Annotated in this window: 32 protein-coding genes and 1 pseudogene; 1 reads left to right on the forward strand and 32 read right to left on the reverse strand. The window is 51.9% G+C overall.

Features of this window, described 5'->3' with window-relative positions:
- Window positions 1-15: 15 nt before the first annotated feature.
- The 29 genes and pseudogenes from rpsD to tuf form a co-directional block, all read right to left on the reverse strand.
- On the reverse strand, window positions 16-636 hold the full coding sequence (gene rpsD / locus EDY99_RS19280; RefSeq protein WP_004929729.1) for a 30S ribosomal protein S4: 621 nt from the start codon (window positions 634-636) through the stop codon (window positions 16-18).
- Between the two features lie 30 nt (window positions 637-666).
- Window positions 667-1,056, reverse strand: coding sequence for a 30S ribosomal protein S11 (gene rpsK / locus EDY99_RS19285; protein ID WP_004929731.1), 390 nt, complete (start codon window positions 1,054-1,056; stop codon window positions 667-669).
- A gap of 16 nt (window positions 1,057-1,072) precedes the next feature.
- Entirely contained in the window at window positions 1,073-1,429 is a 357-nt protein-coding gene (rpsM, locus tag EDY99_RS19290; protein ID WP_004929734.1) for a 30S ribosomal protein S13, read from the reverse strand.
- Window positions 1,430-1,577: 148 nt separating this feature from the next.
- Window positions 1,578-1,694: a 50S ribosomal protein L36 gene (rpmJ, locus tag EDY99_RS19295; RefSeq protein ID WP_002227352.1), complete on the reverse strand. Its 117-nt coding sequence runs from the start codon at window positions 1,692-1,694 to the stop codon at window positions 1,578-1,580.
- Between the two features lie 33 nt (window positions 1,695-1,727).
- The gene (gene secY, locus EDY99_RS19300) at window positions 1,728-3,059 is read right to left on the reverse strand and encodes a preprotein translocase subunit SecY (protein ID WP_004929740.1); all 1,332 of its coding nucleotides are present in this window, start codon (window positions 3,057-3,059) and stop codon (window positions 1,728-1,730) included.
- A 7-nt stretch (window positions 3,060-3,066) separates the two neighbouring features.
- Window positions 3,067-3,501, reverse strand: a complete 435-nt coding sequence (gene rplO / locus EDY99_RS19305) for a 50S ribosomal protein L15 (protein ID WP_004929742.1) — start codon at window positions 3,499-3,501, stop codon at window positions 3,067-3,069.
- A gap of 3 nt (window positions 3,502-3,504) precedes the next feature.
- Window positions 3,505-3,684 (reverse strand): 50S ribosomal protein L30, encoded by a 180-nt coding sequence (gene rpmD / locus EDY99_RS19310; protein WP_048232028.1) that lies wholly within the window; start codon window positions 3,682-3,684, stop codon window positions 3,505-3,507.
- A gap of 6 nt (window positions 3,685-3,690) precedes the next feature.
- The gene (rpsE, locus tag EDY99_RS19315) at window positions 3,691-4,191 is read right to left on the reverse strand and encodes a 30S ribosomal protein S5 (protein ID WP_004929747.1); all 501 of its coding nucleotides are present in this window, start codon (window positions 4,189-4,191) and stop codon (window positions 3,691-3,693) included.
- A gap of 14 nt (window positions 4,192-4,205) precedes the next feature.
- Window positions 4,206-4,559: a 50S ribosomal protein L18 gene (gene rplR / locus EDY99_RS19320; protein ID WP_004929748.1), complete on the reverse strand. Its 354-nt coding sequence runs from the start codon at window positions 4,557-4,559 to the stop codon at window positions 4,206-4,208.
- A gap of 9 nt (window positions 4,560-4,568) precedes the next feature.
- Window positions 4,569-5,102, reverse strand: coding sequence for a 50S ribosomal protein L6 (gene rplF / locus EDY99_RS19325; RefSeq protein WP_004929751.1), 534 nt, complete (start codon window positions 5,100-5,102; stop codon window positions 4,569-4,571).
- Window positions 5,103-5,116: 14 nt separating this feature from the next.
- Window positions 5,117-5,509, reverse strand: coding sequence for a 30S ribosomal protein S8 (gene rpsH / locus EDY99_RS19330; RefSeq protein ID WP_004929753.1), 393 nt, complete (start codon window positions 5,507-5,509; stop codon window positions 5,117-5,119).
- A gap of 30 nt (window positions 5,510-5,539) precedes the next feature.
- The gene (gene rpsN / locus EDY99_RS19335; RefSeq protein ID WP_004929754.1) at window positions 5,540-5,845 is read right to left on the reverse strand and encodes a 30S ribosomal protein S14; all 306 of its coding nucleotides are present in this window, start codon (window positions 5,843-5,845) and stop codon (window positions 5,540-5,542) included.
- Window positions 5,846-5,858: 13 nt separating this feature from the next.
- Window positions 5,859-6,398, reverse strand: coding sequence for a 50S ribosomal protein L5 (gene rplE / locus EDY99_RS19340; protein WP_004929756.1), 540 nt, complete (start codon window positions 6,396-6,398; stop codon window positions 5,859-5,861).
- Between the two features lie 14 nt (window positions 6,399-6,412).
- Window positions 6,413-6,727: a 50S ribosomal protein L24 gene (gene rplX, locus EDY99_RS19345; protein WP_004929758.1), complete on the reverse strand. Its 315-nt coding sequence runs from the start codon at window positions 6,725-6,727 to the stop codon at window positions 6,413-6,415.
- A 9-nt stretch (window positions 6,728-6,736) separates the two neighbouring features.
- On the reverse strand, window positions 6,737-7,108 hold the full coding sequence (gene rplN / locus EDY99_RS19350; protein ID WP_000613954.1) for a 50S ribosomal protein L14: 372 nt from the start codon (window positions 7,106-7,108) through the stop codon (window positions 6,737-6,739).
- A gap of 172 nt (window positions 7,109-7,280) precedes the next feature.
- Window positions 7,281-7,535 carry a 30S ribosomal protein S17 gene (gene rpsQ, locus EDY99_RS19355; protein ID WP_004929760.1) on the reverse strand — a complete coding sequence of 85 codons (255 nt, stop codon included), beginning with the start codon at window positions 7,533-7,535 and terminating at the stop codon, window positions 7,281-7,283.
- The gene (rpmC, locus tag EDY99_RS19360) at window positions 7,536-7,727 is read right to left on the reverse strand and encodes a 50S ribosomal protein L29 (RefSeq protein WP_004929762.1); all 192 of its coding nucleotides are present in this window, start codon (window positions 7,725-7,727) and stop codon (window positions 7,536-7,538) included.
- Window positions 7,727-8,137: a 50S ribosomal protein L16 gene (rplP, locus tag EDY99_RS19365; RefSeq protein WP_004929764.1), complete on the reverse strand. Its 411-nt coding sequence runs from the start codon at window positions 8,135-8,137 to the stop codon at window positions 7,727-7,729. Before rplP ends, rpmC begins: the two co-directional genes overlap by 1 nt.
- A gap of 12 nt (window positions 8,138-8,149) precedes the next feature.
- Window positions 8,150-8,848 (reverse strand): 30S ribosomal protein S3, encoded by a 699-nt coding sequence (rpsC, locus tag EDY99_RS19370; protein ID WP_004929766.1) that lies wholly within the window; start codon window positions 8,846-8,848, stop codon window positions 8,150-8,152.
- A 17-nt stretch (window positions 8,849-8,865) separates the two neighbouring features.
- Window positions 8,866-9,198 (reverse strand): 50S ribosomal protein L22, encoded by a 333-nt coding sequence (gene rplV / locus EDY99_RS19375; RefSeq protein ID WP_002223844.1) that lies wholly within the window; start codon window positions 9,196-9,198, stop codon window positions 8,866-8,868.
- Window positions 9,199-9,212: 14 nt separating this feature from the next.
- Window positions 9,213-9,491, reverse strand: a complete 279-nt coding sequence (gene rpsS, locus EDY99_RS19380; RefSeq protein WP_004929772.1) for a 30S ribosomal protein S19 — start codon at window positions 9,489-9,491, stop codon at window positions 9,213-9,215.
- A gap of 14 nt (window positions 9,492-9,505) precedes the next feature.
- Window positions 9,506-10,330, reverse strand: a complete 825-nt coding sequence (gene rplB, locus EDY99_RS19385) for a 50S ribosomal protein L2 (protein WP_004929775.1) — start codon at window positions 10,328-10,330, stop codon at window positions 9,506-9,508.
- An 18-nt stretch (window positions 10,331-10,348) separates the two neighbouring features.
- Window positions 10,349-10,651 (reverse strand): 50S ribosomal protein L23, encoded by a 303-nt coding sequence (gene rplW / locus EDY99_RS19390; RefSeq protein WP_004929776.1) that lies wholly within the window; start codon window positions 10,649-10,651, stop codon window positions 10,349-10,351.
- Entirely contained in the window at window positions 10,648-11,253 is a 606-nt protein-coding gene (gene rplD / locus EDY99_RS19395) for a 50S ribosomal protein L4 (protein ID WP_004929779.1), read from the reverse strand. The genes rplW and rplD overlap by 4 nt, the downstream gene beginning before the upstream one ends.
- A gap of 10 nt (window positions 11,254-11,263) precedes the next feature.
- Window positions 11,264-11,893, reverse strand: a complete 630-nt coding sequence (gene rplC, locus EDY99_RS19400; protein WP_015379265.1) for a 50S ribosomal protein L3 — start codon at window positions 11,891-11,893, stop codon at window positions 11,264-11,266.
- A gap of 32 nt (window positions 11,894-11,925) precedes the next feature.
- Entirely contained in the window at window positions 11,926-12,237 is a 312-nt protein-coding gene (rpsJ, locus tag EDY99_RS19405) for a 30S ribosomal protein S10 (RefSeq protein WP_001181005.1), read from the reverse strand.
- Between the two features lie 378 nt (window positions 12,238-12,615).
- Window positions 12,616-13,095: a bacterioferritin gene (bfr, locus tag EDY99_RS19410; protein ID WP_004929784.1), complete on the reverse strand. Its 480-nt coding sequence runs from the start codon at window positions 13,093-13,095 to the stop codon at window positions 12,616-12,618.
- Window positions 13,096-13,168: 73 nt separating this feature from the next.
- Complete coding sequence (gene bfd / locus EDY99_RS19415; RefSeq protein ID WP_015379266.1) at window positions 13,169-13,363, reverse strand: bacterioferritin-associated ferredoxin; 195 nt, start codon at window positions 13,361-13,363, stop codon at window positions 13,169-13,171.
- Between the two features lie 131 nt (window positions 13,364-13,494).
- Window positions 13,495-13,620, reverse strand: a pseudogene (gene tuf / locus EDY99_RS19420) (elongation factor Tu); the annotation flags it as partial.
- Window positions 13,621-13,993: 373 nt separating this feature from the next.
- Here tuf and EDY99_RS19425 point away from each other — a divergent pair.
- Entirely contained in the window at window positions 13,994-14,536 is a 543-nt protein-coding gene (locus EDY99_RS19425; RefSeq protein WP_033645236.1) for a gamma carbonic anhydrase family protein, read from the forward strand.
- A gap of 42 nt (window positions 14,537-14,578) precedes the next feature.
- Here the strand turns inward: EDY99_RS19425 and aroE are convergent, their stop codons facing one another.
- The 3 genes from aroE to EDY99_RS19440 are packed head-to-tail and all read right to left on the reverse strand — an operon-like array spanning window position 14,579 to window position 16,531.
- Window positions 14,579-15,397: a shikimate dehydrogenase gene (gene aroE / locus EDY99_RS19430; RefSeq protein WP_123062189.1), complete on the reverse strand. Its 819-nt coding sequence runs from the start codon at window positions 15,395-15,397 to the stop codon at window positions 14,579-14,581.
- A gap of 11 nt (window positions 15,398-15,408) precedes the next feature.
- Window positions 15,409-15,978 (reverse strand): L-threonylcarbamoyladenylate synthase type 1 TsaC, encoded by a 570-nt coding sequence (gene tsaC / locus EDY99_RS19435; RefSeq protein ID WP_033645237.1) that lies wholly within the window; start codon window positions 15,976-15,978, stop codon window positions 15,409-15,411.
- 7 nt (window positions 15,979-15,985) lie between these two features.
- Complete coding sequence (locus EDY99_RS19440) at window positions 15,986-16,531, reverse strand: type I DNA topoisomerase (protein WP_123062003.1); 546 nt, start codon at window positions 16,529-16,531, stop codon at window positions 15,986-15,988.
- Between the last annotated feature and the right edge of the window lie 13 nt (window positions 16,532-16,544).

Here is a 16,544-nt window from a genome sequence, read left to right on the forward strand (position 1 = left end):
CTTTGGTACTAAGCTTTACTTGGAGTAAAGCTCGACGATCAGGTGTTCGTTAATGTCCGCAGACAGATCGGTACGTTCAGGCATACGCTTGAACACGCCTTCCATCTTAGCAGCATCAACTTCCAGCCAAGTCGGCTTTTCACGCTGCTCAGCCAGCTCCAGAGAAGCTTTAACACGAGACTGCTTTTTAGCTTTCTCGCGGATGCTGACTACGTCATTCGGAGATACCTGATAAGAAGCGATGTTAACAACGCGACCGTTTACCATAACTGCTTTGTGGCTAACCAGCTGACGTGACTCTGCACGAGTAGCGCCGAAGCCCATACGGTAAACAACGTTGTCCAGACGACCTTCCAGCAGCTGCAACAGGTTTTCACCGGTGTTGCCCTTCAGGCGGGTTGCTTCTTTGTAATAGTTGCGGAATTGACGCTCCAGAATGCCGTACATACGACGAACTTTCTGCTTCTCACGCAACTGAACACCGTAATCAGACAGACGCGGTTTACGCGCACCGTGCTGACCAGGTGCTTGTTCAATTTTACACTTGGAATCGATCGCGCGAACGCCAGACTTAAGGAACAGGTCTGTGCCCTCACGACGGCTCAGCTTGAGCTTAGGACCCAAATATCTTGCCATTTTCTTTCTCCAACAATCCTAAAAGCTGCGTTACACGCGGCGCTTTTTCGGCGGACGACAACCGTTATGAGGGATCGGAGTCACATCAGTAATGTTAGTGATGCGGAAACCAGCCGCGTTCAGAGCGCGGATAGTAGACTCACGACCAGGACCAGGTCCTTTAACCATAACTTCCAGGTTCTTGATACCGTATTCTTTCACTGCGTCAGCACAACGTTCTGCTGCAACCTGTGCTGCGAACGGAGTGGACTTACGAGAACCACGGAAACCGGAACCACCGGCTGTTGCCCAACCCAAAGCATTACCCTGACGATCAGTGATGGTAACGATGGTGTTGTTGAAAGAAGCATGGATATGAGCCACGCCGTCAGAGACTTGCTTTCTTACACGCTTACGTGTACGAACAGGTGCCTTTGCCATTATTCAATAACCCCGATTATTTCTTGATCGGCTTGCGCGGACCCTTACGGGTACGAGCGTTGGTCTTGGTGCGCTGACCGCGTACCGGCAGACCACGACGATGACGCAAACCACGATAGCAACCAAGGTCCATAAGACGCTTGATGCTCAGGGTAATTTCACGACGCAAATCACCCTCAACGGTGTATTTGGCAACTGCATCACGAAGCTTTTCGATTTGCTCTTCAGACAGCTCACTGATCTTAACATTTTCAGCAATACCCGTAGATGCACAGATAGCCTGTGAACGGGTTTTACCGATACCGAAGATCGACGTTAAGGCGATAACGGTATGTTTATGATCAGGAATGTTAATGCCTGCTATACGGGCCACTATGCACTCCTACTATTTTATACAGCAACACCATTCTGAAAAGCCCGTTTTCAGGATACTCAAATAATGTTGCAGTGCGACATACAAAAGATTGGCTGGCTAATCTAGCCAGCTCAACCCAACTTTGCAAGAAAAATATGCGAGATAATCAGCCTTGACGCTGTTTATGCTTCGGCTCGGCGCTGCAAATCACACGAACGACACCGTTACGCTTAACGATTTTGCAGTTACGACATAATTTCTTGACGGAAGCACGAACTTTCATTTTTACTCTCCGTAACTTCTCAAACGAATCTGACTAGCGGTTATAGCCTTTCAGATTTGCTTTCTTCAATGCAGACTCGTACTGACTTGACATCATCAGAGTTTGCACTTGAGCCATAAAGTCCATGATGACGACAACCACGATCAGTAGCGAGGTACCACCAAAGTAGAATGGTACTTTCATTGCATCACGCATGAACTCCGGGATCAGGCAGATGAAAGTAATGTACATCGCGCCCACCAGGGTTAAACGCGTCATTACTTTATCGATATACTTCGCCGTTTGCTCTCCCGGACGAATTCCTGGTACGAAGGCACCGGACTTCTTCAGGTTATCTGCTGTCTCACGCGGGTTGAAAACCAACGCCGTGTAGAAGAAACAGAAGAAGATGATTGCAGACGCATAGAGTAACACATAAAGCGGTTGCCCTGGCTGCAAATACAGCGAAATCGTAGTCAGCCAGTTCCAACCGGTACCGCCCCCAAACCATGATGCAATCGTGGCCGGGAACAGAATAATGCTGGAAGCGAAAATCGCCGGGATAACACCCGCCATGTTCACTTTCAACGGTAAGTGTGTACTCTGTGCTGCATAAACACGACGACCTTGTTGACGCTTCGCATAGTTAACGACGATACGACGTTGACCACGCTCGATGAAAACAACGAAGAAGGTTACTGCAAACACCAATACTGCAACCAACAGCAGCAGGAGGAAGTGCAGGTCGCCTTGCCGCGCTTGCTCGATAGTATGGGCCACTGCCGGCGGGAGCCCCGCTACAATACCCGCGAAGATAATGATCGAGATACCGTTGCCGATACCGCGCTCAGTAATCTGCTCACCCAGCCACATCAGGAACATTGTCCCGGTTACCAGGCTCACAACCGCAGTAAAGTAGAATGCAAAGCCTGGGTTTAACACCAGGCCCTGCATACCAGGCATATTCGGCAGACCGGTAGCAATACCGATCGACTGGAATATGGCCAATACCAGCGTACCGTAGCGGGTGTACTGGCTAATCTTGCGACGGCCAGCCTCCCCTTCTTTCTTGATTTCCGCCAACGCTGGATGAACCACCGTCAGAAGCTGGATAATGATCGACGCCGAGATATACGGCATGATCCCCAGAGCAAAGATAGAAGCACGGCTGAGGGCACCACCAGAGAACATGTTAAACATTTCAATGATAGTGCCTCTCTGCTGCTCAAGCAATTTGGCAAGCACAGTGGCATCGATACCAGGAATCGGAATGAAAGAGCCGATGCGGAAGACAATCAGCGCGCCGATGACAAACAAAAGTCTGCGCTTCAGCTCGCCGAGCCCGCCTTTAGCACTTTGAAAATCTAATCCTGGTTGCTTAGCCATCTGCTACTTATTCCTCAATTTTACCGCCAGCAGCCTCGATAGCAGCACGAGCGCCTTTGGTGACACGCAGACCACGCAGGGTTACCGGACGAGCGACTTCGCCAGAAAGTACAACTTTCGCGAATTCGATCTGGACACCAACTACGTTAGCGGCTTTCAGCGCGTTCAGGTCGATAACATCGCCTTCAACCAGAGCCAGTTCAGACAGACGAACTTCTGCCGTGATCATCGCTTTGCGTGAAGTGAAGCCGAATTTCGGCAGACGACGGTACAGAGGCATCTGACCACCTTCGAAACCACGACGTACGCCACCGCCAGAACGAGACTTCTGACCTTTGTGACCACGGCCGCCGGTTTTACCCAGGCCAGAACCAATACCACGACCTACACGCTTAGGCGCATGCTTGGCACCTTCAGCCGGAGACAGAGTATTTAAACGCATCTGTTACTCCTCAACTTTAACCATGTAGGAAACCAGGTTGACCATACCGCGAACAGCAGGAGTATCCTCGCGCTCTACGGTGTGACCAATACGACGCAGACCCAGACCGAGCAGAGTAGCTTTATGCTTCGGCAGACGGCCAATTGAGCTGCGAGTTTGTGTAACTTTAATAGTCTTAGCCATGGTCAATTACCCCAGAATGTCGGCAACGGATTTACCACGCTTAGCAGCGACCATTTCAGGAGACTTCATATTCGCCAGAGCGTCGATAGTTGCACGAACCACGTTGATCGGGTTGGTGGAACCATAAGCTTTAGCCAATACGTTGTGCACCCCAGCAACTTCGAGAACGGCGCGCATTGCACCGCCCGCGATGATACCGGTACCTTCATGAGCAGGCTGCATGAACACGCGAGAACCCGTGTGAGCGCCCTTAACAGGGTGCTGCAGGGTGCCGCTGTTCAGCGCGACGTTCATCATGTTGCGACGGGCTTTTTCCATCGCTTTCTGGATCGCTGCTGGAACTTCGCGTGCTTTGCCGTAGCCAAAACCAACGCGACCGTTACCATCACCAACTACAGTCAGTGCGGTAAAGCTGAAAATACGGCCACCTTTTACGGTTTTAGATACGCGGTTTACCGCGATCAGCTTTTCCTGCAGTTCGCCAGCTTGTTTTTCGATGTGAGCCATCTTAAACCTCTTCCTTAGAACTGAAGGCCAGCTTCACGGGCAGCATCTGCCAGTGCCTGGACTCGACCATGATATTGGAAACCGGAACGGTCAAAGGATACTTTCGCAATCCCTTTTTCCAACGCGCGCTCAGCCAGAGCTTTACCTACGGCTGCTGCTGCGTCTTTGTTACCGGAATACTTCAGTTGCTCCGCGATAGCTTTTTCTAAAGTAGAAGCGGCTACCAGTACTTCAGAACCGTTTGGAGCAATCACCTGTGCGTAAATGTGACGCGGGGTACGATGTACCACCAGGCGGGTTGCACCCAGCTCTTGGAGCTTGCGGCGTGCGCGGGTCGCACGACGGATACGAGCAGATTTCTTATCCATAGTGTTACCTTACTTCTTCTTAGCCTCTTTGGTACGCACGACTTCGTCGGCGTAACGAACACCCTTGCCTTTGTAAGGCTCAGGACGACGGTAAGCGCGCAGATCTGCTGCTACCTGGCCAATTACCTGCTTATCAGCGCCTTTCAGCACGATTTCAGTTTGGCTTGGGCATTCAGCAGTGATACCTGCCGGCAGCTGGTGATCGATAGGGTGAGAGAAGCCCAGGGCCAAATTCACCACGTTGCCTTTAACGGCAGCACGATAACCAACACCTACCAGTTGAAGCTTCTTGGTGAAGCCTTCGGTAACACCAACAACCATTGCGTTCAGCAGAGCGCGCGTAGTACCCGCTTGGGCCCATGCGTTAGCAAAACCTTCGCGCGGAGCGAAAGTCAGTGCGTTAGCTTCTTGCTTCACTTCAACGGCGTCGTGGATAGTACGAGTCAACTCGCCGTTTTTACCCTTAATCGAAATAACCTGACCGTTGAGTTTTACCTCTACGCCGGCAGGAATGACGACGGGTGCTTTTGCAACACGAGACATTCTTTCCTCCCGAATTAAGCTACGTAGCAGATAATCTCGCCACCCAGACCAGCCTGGCGAGCTGCACGATCGGTCATAACACCTTTAGAGGTAGAAACAACAGCGATACCCAAACCGGCCATAACTTTTGGCAGCTCATCTTTTTTCTTGTAGATGCGCAGACCTGGACGGCTGATACGTTGAATGCTTTCTACCACAGCTTTGCCCTGGAAGTACTTCAGTACCAGTTCCAGAACAGGCTTGGCGTCGCCTTCGATTTTGAAATCTTCAATAAAACCTTCTTCCTTCAGCACGTTGGCAATTGCCACTTTCAGCTTGGAGGAAGGCATGGTGACCGCAACTTTGTTCGCGGCTTGACCGTTACGGATACGGGTCAGCATATCCGCGATCGGATCTTGCATGCTCATCTGTCTTTACTCCCGTGATTCAATTGGTAATTACCAGCTAGCCTTTTTCAAGCCTGGTACTTCACCGCGCATAGCGGCTTCACGAAGCTTAATACGGCTCAACCCGAATTTGCCCACATAACCATGTGGACGGCCAGTTTGGCGGCAGCGTTTACGCTGACGAGACGGGCTGGAATCACGCGGCAGAGTTTGCAGCTTGAGAACGGCATTCCAACGATCTTCATCGGATGCGTTCACATCAGAGATAATAGCTTTCAGTTCAGCGCGTTTTGCAAAGAACTTGTCAGCTAATTTCACGCGCTTGACTTCGCGTGCTTTCATTGATTGCTTAGCCATCAGTAACCCTGCCTTACTTGCGGAACGGGAAGTTAAAAGCAGCCAGCAGCGCGCGGCCTTCATCATCAGATTTCGCAGTAGTGGTAATGGTAATATCCAAACCACGAACGCGATCGACTTTGTCGTAGTCGATTTCTGGGAAGATGATTTGCTCACGCACGCCCATGCTGTAGTTGCCACGGCCATCGAATGACTTGGCGGACAGGCCACGGAAGTCACGGATACGTGGAACAGCAATGGAGATCAGACGCTCAAAGAACTCCCACATGCGTTCGCCACGCAGAGTTACTTTACAGCCGATCGGATAGCCCTGACGGATTTTGAAGCCTGCAACAGATTTGCGGGCTTTGGTGATCAACGGTTTTTGACCGGAGATGGCTGCCAGGTCCGCTGCGGCGTTATCCAGCAGTTTCTTGTCAGCAATCGCTTCACCAACACCCATGTTCAGGGTGATCTTCTCGACCCGAGGGACTTGCATGACAGAGTTGTAATCAAACTGAGACATCAGTTGTTTGACTACCTCGTCTTTGTAGTAATCATGCAGTTTCGCCATCGTATTACTCCAAATTACTTGATAGTTTCGCTGTTAGACTTGAAGAAACGGACTTTTTTGCCGTCTTCGAATCTAAAGCCTACACGGTCAGCCTTGCCGGTAGCCGCGTTGAAGATAGCAATGTTAGAAACCTGAATTGCAGCTTCTTTCTCAACAATGCCGCCTGGTTGGTTCAGAGCCGGAACCGGCTTCTGGTGTTTCTTAACCAGGTTGATGCCTTCAACAATGACCTTGCCAGCAGACAGGACATTTTTTACTTTACCGCGCTTACCTTTGTCTTTCCCGGTAATCACGATAACTTCGTCATCACGACGGATCTTCGCTGCCATGTTCGCTCCTTAGAGTACTTCTGGTGCCAGAGAGATAATTTTCATGAACTTCTCATTACGCAGTTCACGAGTTACCGGCCCAAAAATACGCGTACCGATTGGCTGCTCGCTGTTATTGTTCAAAATAACGCATGCATTGCCATCGAAGCGAATGACAGAACCGTCCGGGCGACGTACACCCTTCTTGGTGCGCACCACTACCGCCTTCAGAACATCGCCTTTCTTCACCTTACCGCGAGGAATTGCTTCCTTGATGGTAATTTTGATGATGTCGCCGACGCCTGCGTAGCGACGGTGCGAGCCACCTAGAACCTTGATACACATTACGCGACGTGCACCGGAGTTGTCGGCGACGTTCAGCATAGTCTGTTCTTGGATCATTTTAGTGCTCCGCTAATGTCAACTACTACTTTAAAGACCCAAGTAAAAATTAGGCCGTTGAAAAGCCCCATAACCGAGGGCGCAGCATTATAACACCGCTTACTTGGTATGGGTAGAAAAAATAAACGGCTCATTTTCTGAGCCGTTTATTAAGTGAGAGCCAGCTACTCTATTACAGAATCGCTTTCTCTACAACGCGAACCAACGTCCAGGACTTGGTCTTGGACAGTGGGCGGCATTCGCGGATTTCCACCACGTCGCCGGTACCACATTCGTTGTTCTCGTCATGTACATGCAGCTTGGTCGTACGTTTGATGAATTTCCCGTAGATCGGGTGCTTCACAGTACGCTCGATAGCAACAACGATGGATTTCTCCATTTTATCGCTAACAACACGACCCTGCAGGGTACGGATAACTTCAGTCATTTACACACCCGCCTTTTGAGTCAGTAAAGTCTTAACGCGTGCGACGTCACGACGCACTTGTTTCAACAGGTGAGTTTGTTGCAGCTGGCCACTGGCCGCCTGCATGCGCAAGTTGAATTGCTCACGCAGCAGGTTGAGCAGCTCGGCATTCAGCTCTTCAACGCTTTTTTCACGCAGCTCTTGTGCTTTCATTACATCACCGTCTTAGTTACAAAGGTGGTTTTGATCGGCAGTTTCGCTGCTGCCAGTTTGAATGCCTCGCGGGCAACCTCTTCTGGCACGCCGTCCATTTCGTACAGGACCTTACCAGGCTGGATCAGGGCAACCCAATACTCCACGTTACCCTTACCTTTACCCATACGCACTTCCAGCGGCTTCTCGGTGATCGGTTTGTCCGGGAATACACGGATCCAGATCTTGCCTTGACGCTTAACTGCACGAGTCATTGCACGACGAGCTGCTTCGATTTGACGAGCAGTCAGACGGCCACGGCCAACAGCTTTCAGACCGAAAGTGCCGAAGCTAACATCCGTACCTTGCGCCAGACCACGGTTGCGGCCCTTGTGCACCTTACGGAATTTTGTACGCTTTGGTTGTAACATCAGCGACTCTCCTTACTTGCGGCCTTTACGCTGCTGCTTTTTAGGTTGAGCAGCCGGTTCCGGTTGTTCAACTGCAGCCATACCACCCAGGATCTCACCTTTGAAGATCCATACCTTAACGCCGATTACACCATAAGTGGTGTGCGCTTCAGATGTGTTGTAGTCGATGTCCGCACGCAGAGTGTGCAATGGAACACGACCTTCGCGGTACCATTCGGTACGTGCGATTTCGGCGCCGCCAAGACGGCCGCTTACTTCAACTTTGATACCTTTAGCGCCAAGACGCATTGCGTTCTGTACTGCACGCTTCATAGCACGACGGAACATAACGCGACGTTCCAGCTGAGAAGTGATGCTGTCAGCAACCAATTTAGCGTCGAGTTCCGGTTTACGGACTTCGGCGATGTTGATCTGTGCAGGAACGCCAGCGATGTCCGCTACGACCTTGCGCAGTTTTTCGACGTCTTCACCTTTCTTGCCGATAACGATGCCTGGGCGAGCAGTGTGAATGGTCACACGGATGCTCTTCGCAGGACGCTCGATAACGATGCGAGAAACGGAAGCTTTCGACAGTTCCTTAGTCAGGAATTGACGAACTTTAAAGTCGCTGTCCAGGTTGTCAGCGAATTCTTTGGTATTCGCATACCAAGTAGAGTTCCAAGGTTTGACAATACCCAGGCGAATACCATTAGGATGTACTTTCTGACCCATTGCTAGTCTCCAGAGTCTCAGCGATCGGACACAACCACAGTAATGTGGCTGGTGCGCTTCAGGATGCGATCTGCACGACCTTTTGCACGCGGCATAATGCGCTTCATGCTTGGGCCTTCGTCTACGAAGATTTTCGTAACTTTCAGATCATCGATGTCAGCGCCATCGTTGTGTTCTGCGTTAGCAATGGCAGACTCCAGCACTTTCTTAACCAGACCAGCAGCTTTCTTGTTGGTGTAGGTCAGAGTTTCCAGAGCTTGCGACACTTTCTTACCGCGAATCAGGTCAGCAACAAGGCGAACCTTCTGAGCAGAAGAACGAGCGTGGCGATGTTTAGCGATAGTTTCCATCTCTTCCTCCTACCTTAGCGCTTTTTAGCTTTTTTATCAGCCGCATGGCCGCGATAAGTACGAGTCGGCGCGAATTCACCCAGTTTGTGACCGACCATTTCATCGGAAACGAACACTGGTACGTGCTGACGACCATTATGGACAGCGATGGTCAAACCGATCATGTTAGGAAAGATCGTTGAACGACGGGACCAAGTGCGCAAAGGCTTCTTGTCACCGCTTTCCACCGCTTTCTCTACCTTCTTCAGCAAGTGCAGGTCAATAAAAGGACCTTTCTTGAGAGAACGTGGCATGGCTTATCCTCTAATTATTTTTTGCTACGGCGACGTACGATGAACTTATCAGTACGCTTGTTGCTACGGGTCTTCTTACCTTTGGTCTGAACGCCCCACGGAGTTACCGGGTGCTTACCAAAGTTACGACCTTCACCACCACCGTGCGGGTGATCTACCGGGTTCATCGCCGTACCGCGAACGGTAGGACGAACACCACGCCAACGTGCAGCACCTGCTTTACCCAGAACGCGAAGCATGTGTTCAGCGTTACCGACTTCACCCAGGGTGGCGCGGCAATCAGCTGGAACTTTACGCATTTCGCCGGAGCGCAGACGCAGAGTTACGTAGGAACCATCACGAGCAACGATCTGAACGTAGGCGCCAGCGGAGCGAGCCATCTGGCCGCCTTTACCTGGTTTCATTTCTACGTTGTGAACCGTTGAACCAACTGGAATGTTGCGCATCGGCAGGGTGTTACCCGCTTTGATTGCAGCATCAACGCCAGATTGAATCTGGTCACCAGCTTTCAGGCCTTTCGGCGCCAGGATGTAACGGCGTTCGCCGTCTTTGTACAGAACCAGCGCGATGTTCGCGGAACGGTTCGGATCGTACTCCAGACGCTCAACCACAGCAGGGATACCGTCTTTGTTGCGCTTGAAGTCAACCAGACGATAATGTTGCTTGTGGCCACCACCGATATGACGGGTGGTGATACGGCCATTGTTGTTACGACCACCGCTTTTGCTCAGTTTTTCCAGCAGCGGGGCATAAGGTTTACCCTTGTGCAGCTCAGGGTTAACCACTTTAACAACGTGGCGACGACCCGGAGATGTAGGTTTACATTTAACAATTGCCATTGTTCTTACTCCTCCGACTTACTCTGCGCCGCCGATGAAGTCCAGATTCTGGCCTTCTTTCAGGGTGACGTAAGCTTTTTTCCAGTCGCTACGACGACCAACACGCTGACCGTGACGCTTCACTTTCCCTTTAACTACCAGGGTGTTCACGTCTTTGACTTCGACTTCAAACAGTTTCTGCACTGCAGCTTTGATTTCTGCTTTGGTCGCGTCTTTGGCAACTTTGAGAACGATGGTGTTGCTTTTTTCCATCGCAGCGGATGCTTTTTCAGATACGTGCGGTGCACGCAGCACTTTCAGCAAACGTTCTTCACGGATCATGCCAGCATCTCCTCAACTTGCTTCACAGCATCAGCAGTCATAACCACTTTGTCGAAGGCGATCAGGCTAACCGGATCGATACCTGCTACATCGCGCACGTCAACCTTGTACAGGTTGCGAGCTGCCAGGAACAGATTCTCATCCAGTTCACCGGTCACGATCAGCACGTCTTCCAGAGCCATATCTTTCAGTTTCTGTGCCAGCAGCTTAGTTTTAGGCGCTTCTACAGAGAACTTCTCGACAACGATCAGACGATCTTGACGTACCAGTTCGGACAGGATGCTTTTCAGCGCGCCGCGGTACATCTTTTTGTTTACTTTCTGACTGTGGTCCTGTGGCTTAGCAGCAAAGGTCACGCCGCCTGAACGCCAGATCGGGCTCTTTACAGAACCTGAACGCGCACGGCCGGTGCCTTTCTGACGCCATGGCTTTTTGCCGGAACCAGTTACTTCAGCACGGGTCTTCTGAGCACGAGTACCTTGACGGGCACCTGCTGCATAAGCAACAACAACCTGGTGTACCAGCGCTTCGTTGAAATCACGACCGAAGGTAGTTTCGGAAACAGTCAGCGCGCTTTGCGCGTCTTTCAATACTAATTCCATTGCTATCCCCTTACGCCTTCACAGCTGGTTTAACGATCAGGTTGCCACCGGTTGCGCCCGGTACAGCACCCTTAACCAGCAGCAGGTTGCGCTCAGCGTCAACACGTACTACGTCCAGGCTTTGAACGGTTACGCGCTCATCACCCAGGTGGCCAGCCATTTTCTTGCCTTTGAACACTTTGCCCGGAGTCTGGTTCTGACCGATAGAACCCGGAACGCGGTGAGACAAGGAGTTACCGTGGGTAGCGTCTTGGGTACGGAAGTTCCAGCGCTTAACAGTGCCAGCAAAACCTTTACCTTTAGAAGTACCGGTAACATCGACTTTTTTAACGTCAGCGAAGATTTCTACGCTAATTTCCTGACCTGCAGCGAATTCTTGACCTTCTTCCAGGCGGAATTCCCACAGACCACGGCCAGCTTCAACGCCAGCTTTAGCGAAATGGCCCGCTTCCGGCTTGGTTACACGGTTAGCTTTTTTGCTACCAGTGGTAACCTGAACGGCACGGTAACCGTCGGTGTCCAGGCTTTTAACCTGAGTCACGCGGTTCGCTTCAATTTCAATTACGGTTACTGGGATAGAAACGCCATCTTCAGTGAAGATACGGGTCATACCCACTTTTTTACCGACTAAACCAATCATTGTTTCAACCTCTCAATCGCTCAATGACCTGATTAACCCAGGCTGATCTGCACGTCTACACCGGCAGCCAGATCCAGACGCATCAGAGCATCAACGGTTTTCTCGGTTGGCTCAACGATGTCAACCAGACGCTTGTGAGTGCGAATCTCGTACTGATCGCGCGCGTCTTTGTTGACGTGCGGAGAGATCAGAACGGTAAAGCGCTCTTTGCGAGTTGGCAGCGGGATCGGACCACGGACTTGCGCACCAGTGCGCTTTGCAGTCTCGACGATTTCCGCGGTTGATTGATCGATCAGACGATGATCAAACGCTTTCAGGCGGATACGGATTCTTTGGTTCTGCATGAGACCAGAGCTCCAATTATTTATAAACGTAAATAATTACTCCTCACACCCATTTCGATTGATGGGGGAGTGTAATCGTCAACATATAACCCCCATATCGGGAGTATTGTTCGAAAGGCAAAAAAGGCCTGCCAATCGACTGATTCGCTAAAATCAGGCTTACCAAGATTAGGTAAGCCCGCGCATTATACGCAAAATGGCCCAGGAAGCAAGCCGCAGTTGGAAATATGCTCAGGAAATCGTCATTTTTGCGTCTTCAGCGACGATCACGGGATGAAGGTGGCGATCAAGGTATGAATTATGCTTAGCGGGCAGCTCCCCTGCCCCACCGTAAAAACGGTCGCCGGCAGGAGAGGCGATGACGAACGGAAGGCAGGCTTACTCTTTGCGCTCTAAAATCTGGGCCTGGGCATAGTTTTGAATGCCGAGGCGAGCGATCAGATCCAGCTCGGTTTCCAGCCAGTCGATATGCTCTTCTTCATCGGCCAGAATGTCGATCATCAAATCACGGCTGACATAATCGTGAATCGAGTCGGCGTAGGCGATACCTTCGCGCAGGTTCTTGGCGCCCGCCAGCTCCAGCGCCAGATCGGAACGCAGCATCTCTTCAATGTCTTCGCCGATGTTCAGCTTGCCGAGGTCCTGCAGATTAGGTATTCCTTCCAGGAACAGGATGCGTTCAATGTAGCGATCGGCATGTTTCATTTCGTCGATCGACTCGTGGTATTCCTTATCGTTGAGGCGCATTAAACCCCAATTCTTGAACATGCGGGCGTGCAGGAAATATTGATTGATGGCAACCAGCTCGTTGCCGAGCAGCTTGTTGAGGTGAGCAATGATCTTTTTATCGCCTTTCATAGGTAACTCCTCCTGGCCAGTTCTAAAAGTGTAGAACCTGTAAGCCAAGAGTCAAAAATAACCTTACCCTTTGTTAGGCAACTTCATGCATTGGGATGATAGTTCCGCGTTCCTCCACCATAATCTGTCTTGCCTGACGAATGCACTTTCCACAATCGGTACCAATCGGCACAAGTTCACGCAGCTGCTTCATGGTATGGGGGTTGTGCTGACGCACCGCATTACGGATCGCTTTGTCAGTCACCGCATTACACAGACATACATACATAGAGAGACTCACTTCTTAACCAATGCATTGAGTCTAAATAGGAATGGTTTTTATTTCAATTAAGATTTATACGAATTGCATAAAAAAAGGGCACCGAAGTGCCCTTTTTTGTGTCGAAAAATTATTCGCGATTAAGCGATAACTTTAGCAACAACACCAGCGCCTACAGTACGGCCGCCTTCACGGATTGCGAAACGCAGACCGTCGTCCATCGCGATTGGGTGAATCAGGGTTACAACCATGTTCACGTTGTCCCCACACAGATTGTCTGATAAATTGTTAAAGAGCAGTGAGTTAGGCGCTTTCGCTTGCTAACTCGAGGTGGCGTATATTACGCTTTCCTCTTTCAGAGTCAACCCTAATTTTCAGGATTTTTTCTCTTTCTTCCCGGCCGCTGTGTGAAGTGAATCACTTGCGCCGTGTCGATGGAGGCGCATTATAGGGATCCGAGTTTTTTGCACAACCCCTTTTTTGATCTTTTCTTTCTGTTTGCACACTTTTCAGCCCTTCCGAGTGGATCTTGTGCGATCAGGGCCATTTTCCGCAGGATCCGGCGCTGCGATTGGTTGTAATTCCATCGTCAGAGTCTAGTATTGCCGGTAAATATGATCCCGACGTGAGGCAAGCACCATGTCCGATGCAGTACGTTCTTATCTTCAATACACCCCCAAACTCGGTCAACGCGTCTTGATCGATCCTTCCAGCGTGGTGATCGGCGACGTCGATCTGGCGGATGACGTCAGCATCTGGCCGCTGGTCGCCATTCGGGGCGACGTCAATGCGGTAAAGATCGGCGCGCGCAGCAATATACAGGACGGCAGCGTACTGCATGTGACTCACCGCTCCGAACATAACCCCGACGGTTATCCCCTGTTGATTGGAGAAGACGTGACCGTAGGCCATAAAGCGATGCTGCACGGCTGCGCCATCGGCAACCGGGTGCTGGTCGGTATGGGATCGATCCTGCTGGACGGTGTAGTAGTAGAAGACGACGTGATGATTGGTGCCGGCAGTTTAGTGCCGCCGGGCAAACGCCTGGTCAGCGGCTATCTCTATATGGGCAGCCCGGCACGCCAGGTTAGGCCGTTGACCGCCGCCGAGTTGGAAGGATTGCTTTATTCTTCGAACAACTATGTACGCTGGAAAGATGAGTACCTGTCGGAAGACATCTGACGGGAACCCCGTTCTCTATAAATAAAGAGAACGGGGCAGGATTTATGCCGCCAGTTCGCTGCGCAACTGGCGCAATACCGGCTCAATCTCTGGCATCACTCCATGCCAAAGCAGGAAAGCATGCGCCGCCTGCCCCACCAGCATGCCCAGCCCATCGGCATATTCCGTTGCCCCCTGCTGCTGCGCCCAGGCCAGGAATGGCGTAGCGCCCTGCTGATAGAACATGTCATAGCAACGAGTGTGTGCATTAACTACGCCCGCCGGCAACGCCGGGATCTCTCCGCTGATGCCGGACGCCGTCGCATTGATCACCAGTTCGAACGCTTGCTGATCCAATTGATCCATCGGCGCCGCCGAGATCTCCCCCAGATGCCGAAAAGCGTCTGCCAACGCCAGGGCTCGGCTGAAGGTGCGGTTGGTGATCGTTAGCCGACAGCCGAAAGACAGCAGCGGCAGGATCACGCCGCGCGCTGCGCCGCCGGCGCCCATCAGCAGGATGCGATCCTGCGGCCGGATCAATTGCTGACGCTGTAGATCGGTCAGCAACCCGATGCCGTCGGTGTTATCCCCCAACAGCTCGCCATTCGGCAATACCTTCAGGGTGTTGACCGCACCGGCCATCGCTGCGCGCTCGCTCAGCTCAGAAGCGGCCGAATAAGCACGCTCCTTGAAGGGCACCGTGACGTTCGCCCCCAGCCCTCCGGCGCGGATAAACGCCTGCAGGCTGGTTTCAAAACCGTCTAACGGCGCCAACACCGTCCCATAAGGATGCTCAATGCCGGTCTGGGCAGCAAACAGCGCATGAATTCGCGGCGACTTGCTGTGGCCGATAGGGTTGCCAAATACCGCAAACTTCTCCATGCCCATTACCTCTAGCCCTGACGGATCTGTTCGCCGGTCAGAACGTCTCTGATTTCGGAAGGATTAAGACGGCCACCCACCTTGCCGCGCAATACCGGGAAAGCTTCGCCGAACTGCCGCGTAACCTCATCCGCACTGCGGCATGGCTCCAGCCCACTGAGATTGGCGCTGGTCGACACCAGCGGCTTGCCATACTGCCGGCACAGCTGCTGCACCAACGGATGATCGCTGACGCGCACCGCCAGCGAGCTGAAGCGTCCGGTCAGCAAACGCGGCGTCTCCGGCCGAGCGGGCAAAACCCAGGTTACCGGCCCAGGCCAGCTGGCAAACATCGTCGTGCGCTGCTGTTCGCTGAGCGCACTGTCGTCGATATAAGGTTTAAGCTGTGCATAGTCGGCGGCGATCAAAATCAGCCCCTTTTCCCACGGCCGCTGTTTCAGCGCCAGCAATGCATTGACCGCCTGCTCGCTGTCGGGATCGCAACCCAGGCCGAATACGGCTTCGGTGGGATACGCAATCACCTGCTGTTGATGCAAAGCATCGATGATAGATAAAAGGTTCGGGCTTAATTCTGAGTTCATGATGTGATTATTCTGTAGTCGCGACGGGTTTTCCGCACAGCTTGCTGGCACAGCACAGGACGGGGCCTTTTGCCGTGCGCTTTTCCATCAGCAGCGGATAATGGCAATAGGCGCACTCACCGGCGACAGGTCTAACATTGAGGGCAAACTGGCATTCCGGGTAACGATCGCAGGAATGAAAAACTTTGCCGTAACGCGACTTGCGCTGCAGCAGTTTGCCTTGGCCGCACTGCGGACAGGTAATGGCGGTTTCGTCAGGCTTATCGATCACTTCAGTGTGATCGCACTGCGGATAATCGCTGCAGCCGATAAACATGCCATAGCGCCCCTGGCGCAGCACCAACGTCGCCTGACATTTCGGGCACTGTTGCCCATCCAAGACCTTAACGATATGTCCATCGGCCTGCGCTTTCAGCGGCCGAATATATTGGCATTCAGGGTACTGGGAACAGCCGAGGAAGGGGCCGTGGCGACCGCTACGGATCACCAGTTCGGCCCCGCATTCCGGACAGGGTTCATTTTGCCTGGCGGCAAAAATCGCGTTTTTTGTCATAACGTCTTCTATG

This window comes from Serratia sp. LS-1, assembly GCF_003719595.1.
GTDB classification, from domain to species: domain Bacteria; phylum Pseudomonadota; class Gammaproteobacteria; order Enterobacterales; family Enterobacteriaceae; genus Serratia; species Serratia ureilytica.

Coding starts and splice junctions, on each gene's coding strand:
- rplN (WP_000613954.1), bottom strand. CDS start 7,108: ATGATCCAAGAACAGACTATGCTGAACGTCGCCGACAACTCCGGTGCA.
- EDY99_RS19425 (WP_033645236.1), top strand. CDS start 13,994: ATGTCCGATGCAGTACGTTCTTATCTTCAATACACCCCCAAACTCGGT.
- rplC (WP_015379265.1), bottom strand. CDS start 11,893: ATGATTGGTTTAGTCGGTAAAAAAGTGGGTATGACCCGTATCTTCACT.
- secY (WP_004929740.1), bottom strand. CDS start 3,059: ATGGCTAAGCAACCAGGATTAGATTTTCAAAGTGCTAAAGGCGGGCTC.
- bfr (WP_004929784.1), bottom strand. CDS start 13,095: ATGAAAGGCGATAAAAAGATCATTGCTCACCTCAACAAGCTGCTCGGC.
- rpsE (WP_004929747.1), bottom strand. CDS start 4,191: ATGGCTCACATCGAAAAACAAGCTGGCGAACTGCAGGAAAAGCTGATC.
- rplD (WP_004929779.1), bottom strand. CDS start 11,253: ATGGAATTAGTATTGAAAGACGCGCAAAGCGCGCTGACTGTTTCCGAA.
- rpmJ (WP_002227352.1), bottom strand. CDS start 1,694: ATGAAAGTTCGTGCTTCCGTCAAGAAATTATGTCGTAACTGCAAAATC.
- aroE (WP_123062189.1), bottom strand. CDS start 15,397: ATGGAGAAGTTTGCGGTATTTGGCAACCCTATCGGCCACAGCAAGTCG.
- rpsQ (WP_004929760.1), bottom strand. CDS start 7,535: ATGACTGAAGTTATCCGTACCCTGCAGGGTCGTGTTGTTAGCGATAAA.
- rplE (WP_004929756.1), bottom strand. CDS start 6,398: ATGGCGAAACTGCATGATTACTACAAAGACGAGGTAGTCAAACAACTG.
- rpsH (WP_004929753.1), bottom strand. CDS start 5,509: ATGAGCATGCAAGATCCGATCGCGGATATGCTGACCCGTATCCGTAAC.
- rpsC (WP_004929766.1), bottom strand. CDS start 8,848: ATGGGTCAGAAAGTACATCCTAATGGTATTCGCCTGGGTATTGTCAAA.
- rpsD (WP_004929729.1), bottom strand. CDS start 636: ATGGCAAGATATTTGGGTCCTAAGCTCAAGCTGAGCCGTCGTGAGGGC.
- rpsK (WP_004929731.1), bottom strand. CDS start 1,056: ATGGCAAAGGCACCTGTTCGTACACGTAAGCGTGTAAGAAAGCAAGTC.
- rpsN (WP_004929754.1), bottom strand. CDS start 5,845: ATGGCTAAGCAATCAATGAAAGCACGCGAAGTCAAGCGCGTGAAATTA.
- EDY99_RS19440 (WP_123062003.1), bottom strand. CDS start 16,531: ATGACAAAAAACGCGATTTTTGCCGCCAGGCAAAATGAACCCTGTCCG.
- rplV (WP_002223844.1), bottom strand. CDS start 9,198: ATGGAAACTATCGCTAAACATCGCCACGCTCGTTCTTCTGCTCAGAAG.
- rplW (WP_004929776.1), bottom strand. CDS start 10,651: ATGATCCGTGAAGAACGTTTGCTGAAAGTGCTGCGTGCACCGCACGTA.
- rpsS (WP_004929772.1), bottom strand. CDS start 9,491: ATGCCACGTTCTCTCAAGAAAGGTCCTTTTATTGACCTGCACTTGCTG.
- rplR (WP_004929748.1), bottom strand. CDS start 4,559: ATGGATAAGAAATCTGCTCGTATCCGTCGTGCGACCCGCGCACGCCGC.
- rplP (WP_004929764.1), bottom strand. CDS start 8,137: ATGTTACAACCAAAGCGTACAAAATTCCGTAAGGTGCACAAGGGCCGC.
- rplO (WP_004929742.1), bottom strand. CDS start 3,501: ATGCGTTTAAATACTCTGTCTCCGGCTGAAGGTGCCAAGCATGCGCCT.
- bfd (WP_015379266.1), bottom strand. CDS start 13,363: ATGTATGTATGTCTGTGTAATGCGGTGACTGACAAAGCGATCCGTAAT.
- rplF (WP_004929751.1), bottom strand. CDS start 5,102: ATGTCTCGTGTTGCAAAAGCACCCGTCGTCATTCCTGCCGGCGTAGAG.
- rpsJ (WP_001181005.1), bottom strand. CDS start 12,237: ATGCAGAACCAAAGAATCCGTATCCGCCTGAAAGCGTTTGATCATCGT.
- rpmD (WP_048232028.1), bottom strand. CDS start 3,684: ATGGCTAAGACTATTAAAGTTACACAAACTCGCAGCTCAATTGGCCGT.
- tsaC (WP_033645237.1), bottom strand. CDS start 15,978: ATGAACTCAGAATTAAGCCCGAACCTTTTATCTATCATCGATGCTTTG.
- rplX (WP_004929758.1), bottom strand. CDS start 6,727: ATGGCAGCGAAGATCCGTCGTGATGACGAAGTTATCGTGATTACCGGG.
- rplB (WP_004929775.1), bottom strand. CDS start 10,330: ATGGCAATTGTTAAATGTAAACCTACATCTCCGGGTCGTCGCCACGTT.
- rpmC (WP_004929762.1), bottom strand. CDS start 7,727: ATGAAAGCACAAGAGCTGCGTGAAAAAAGCGTTGAAGAGCTGAATGCC.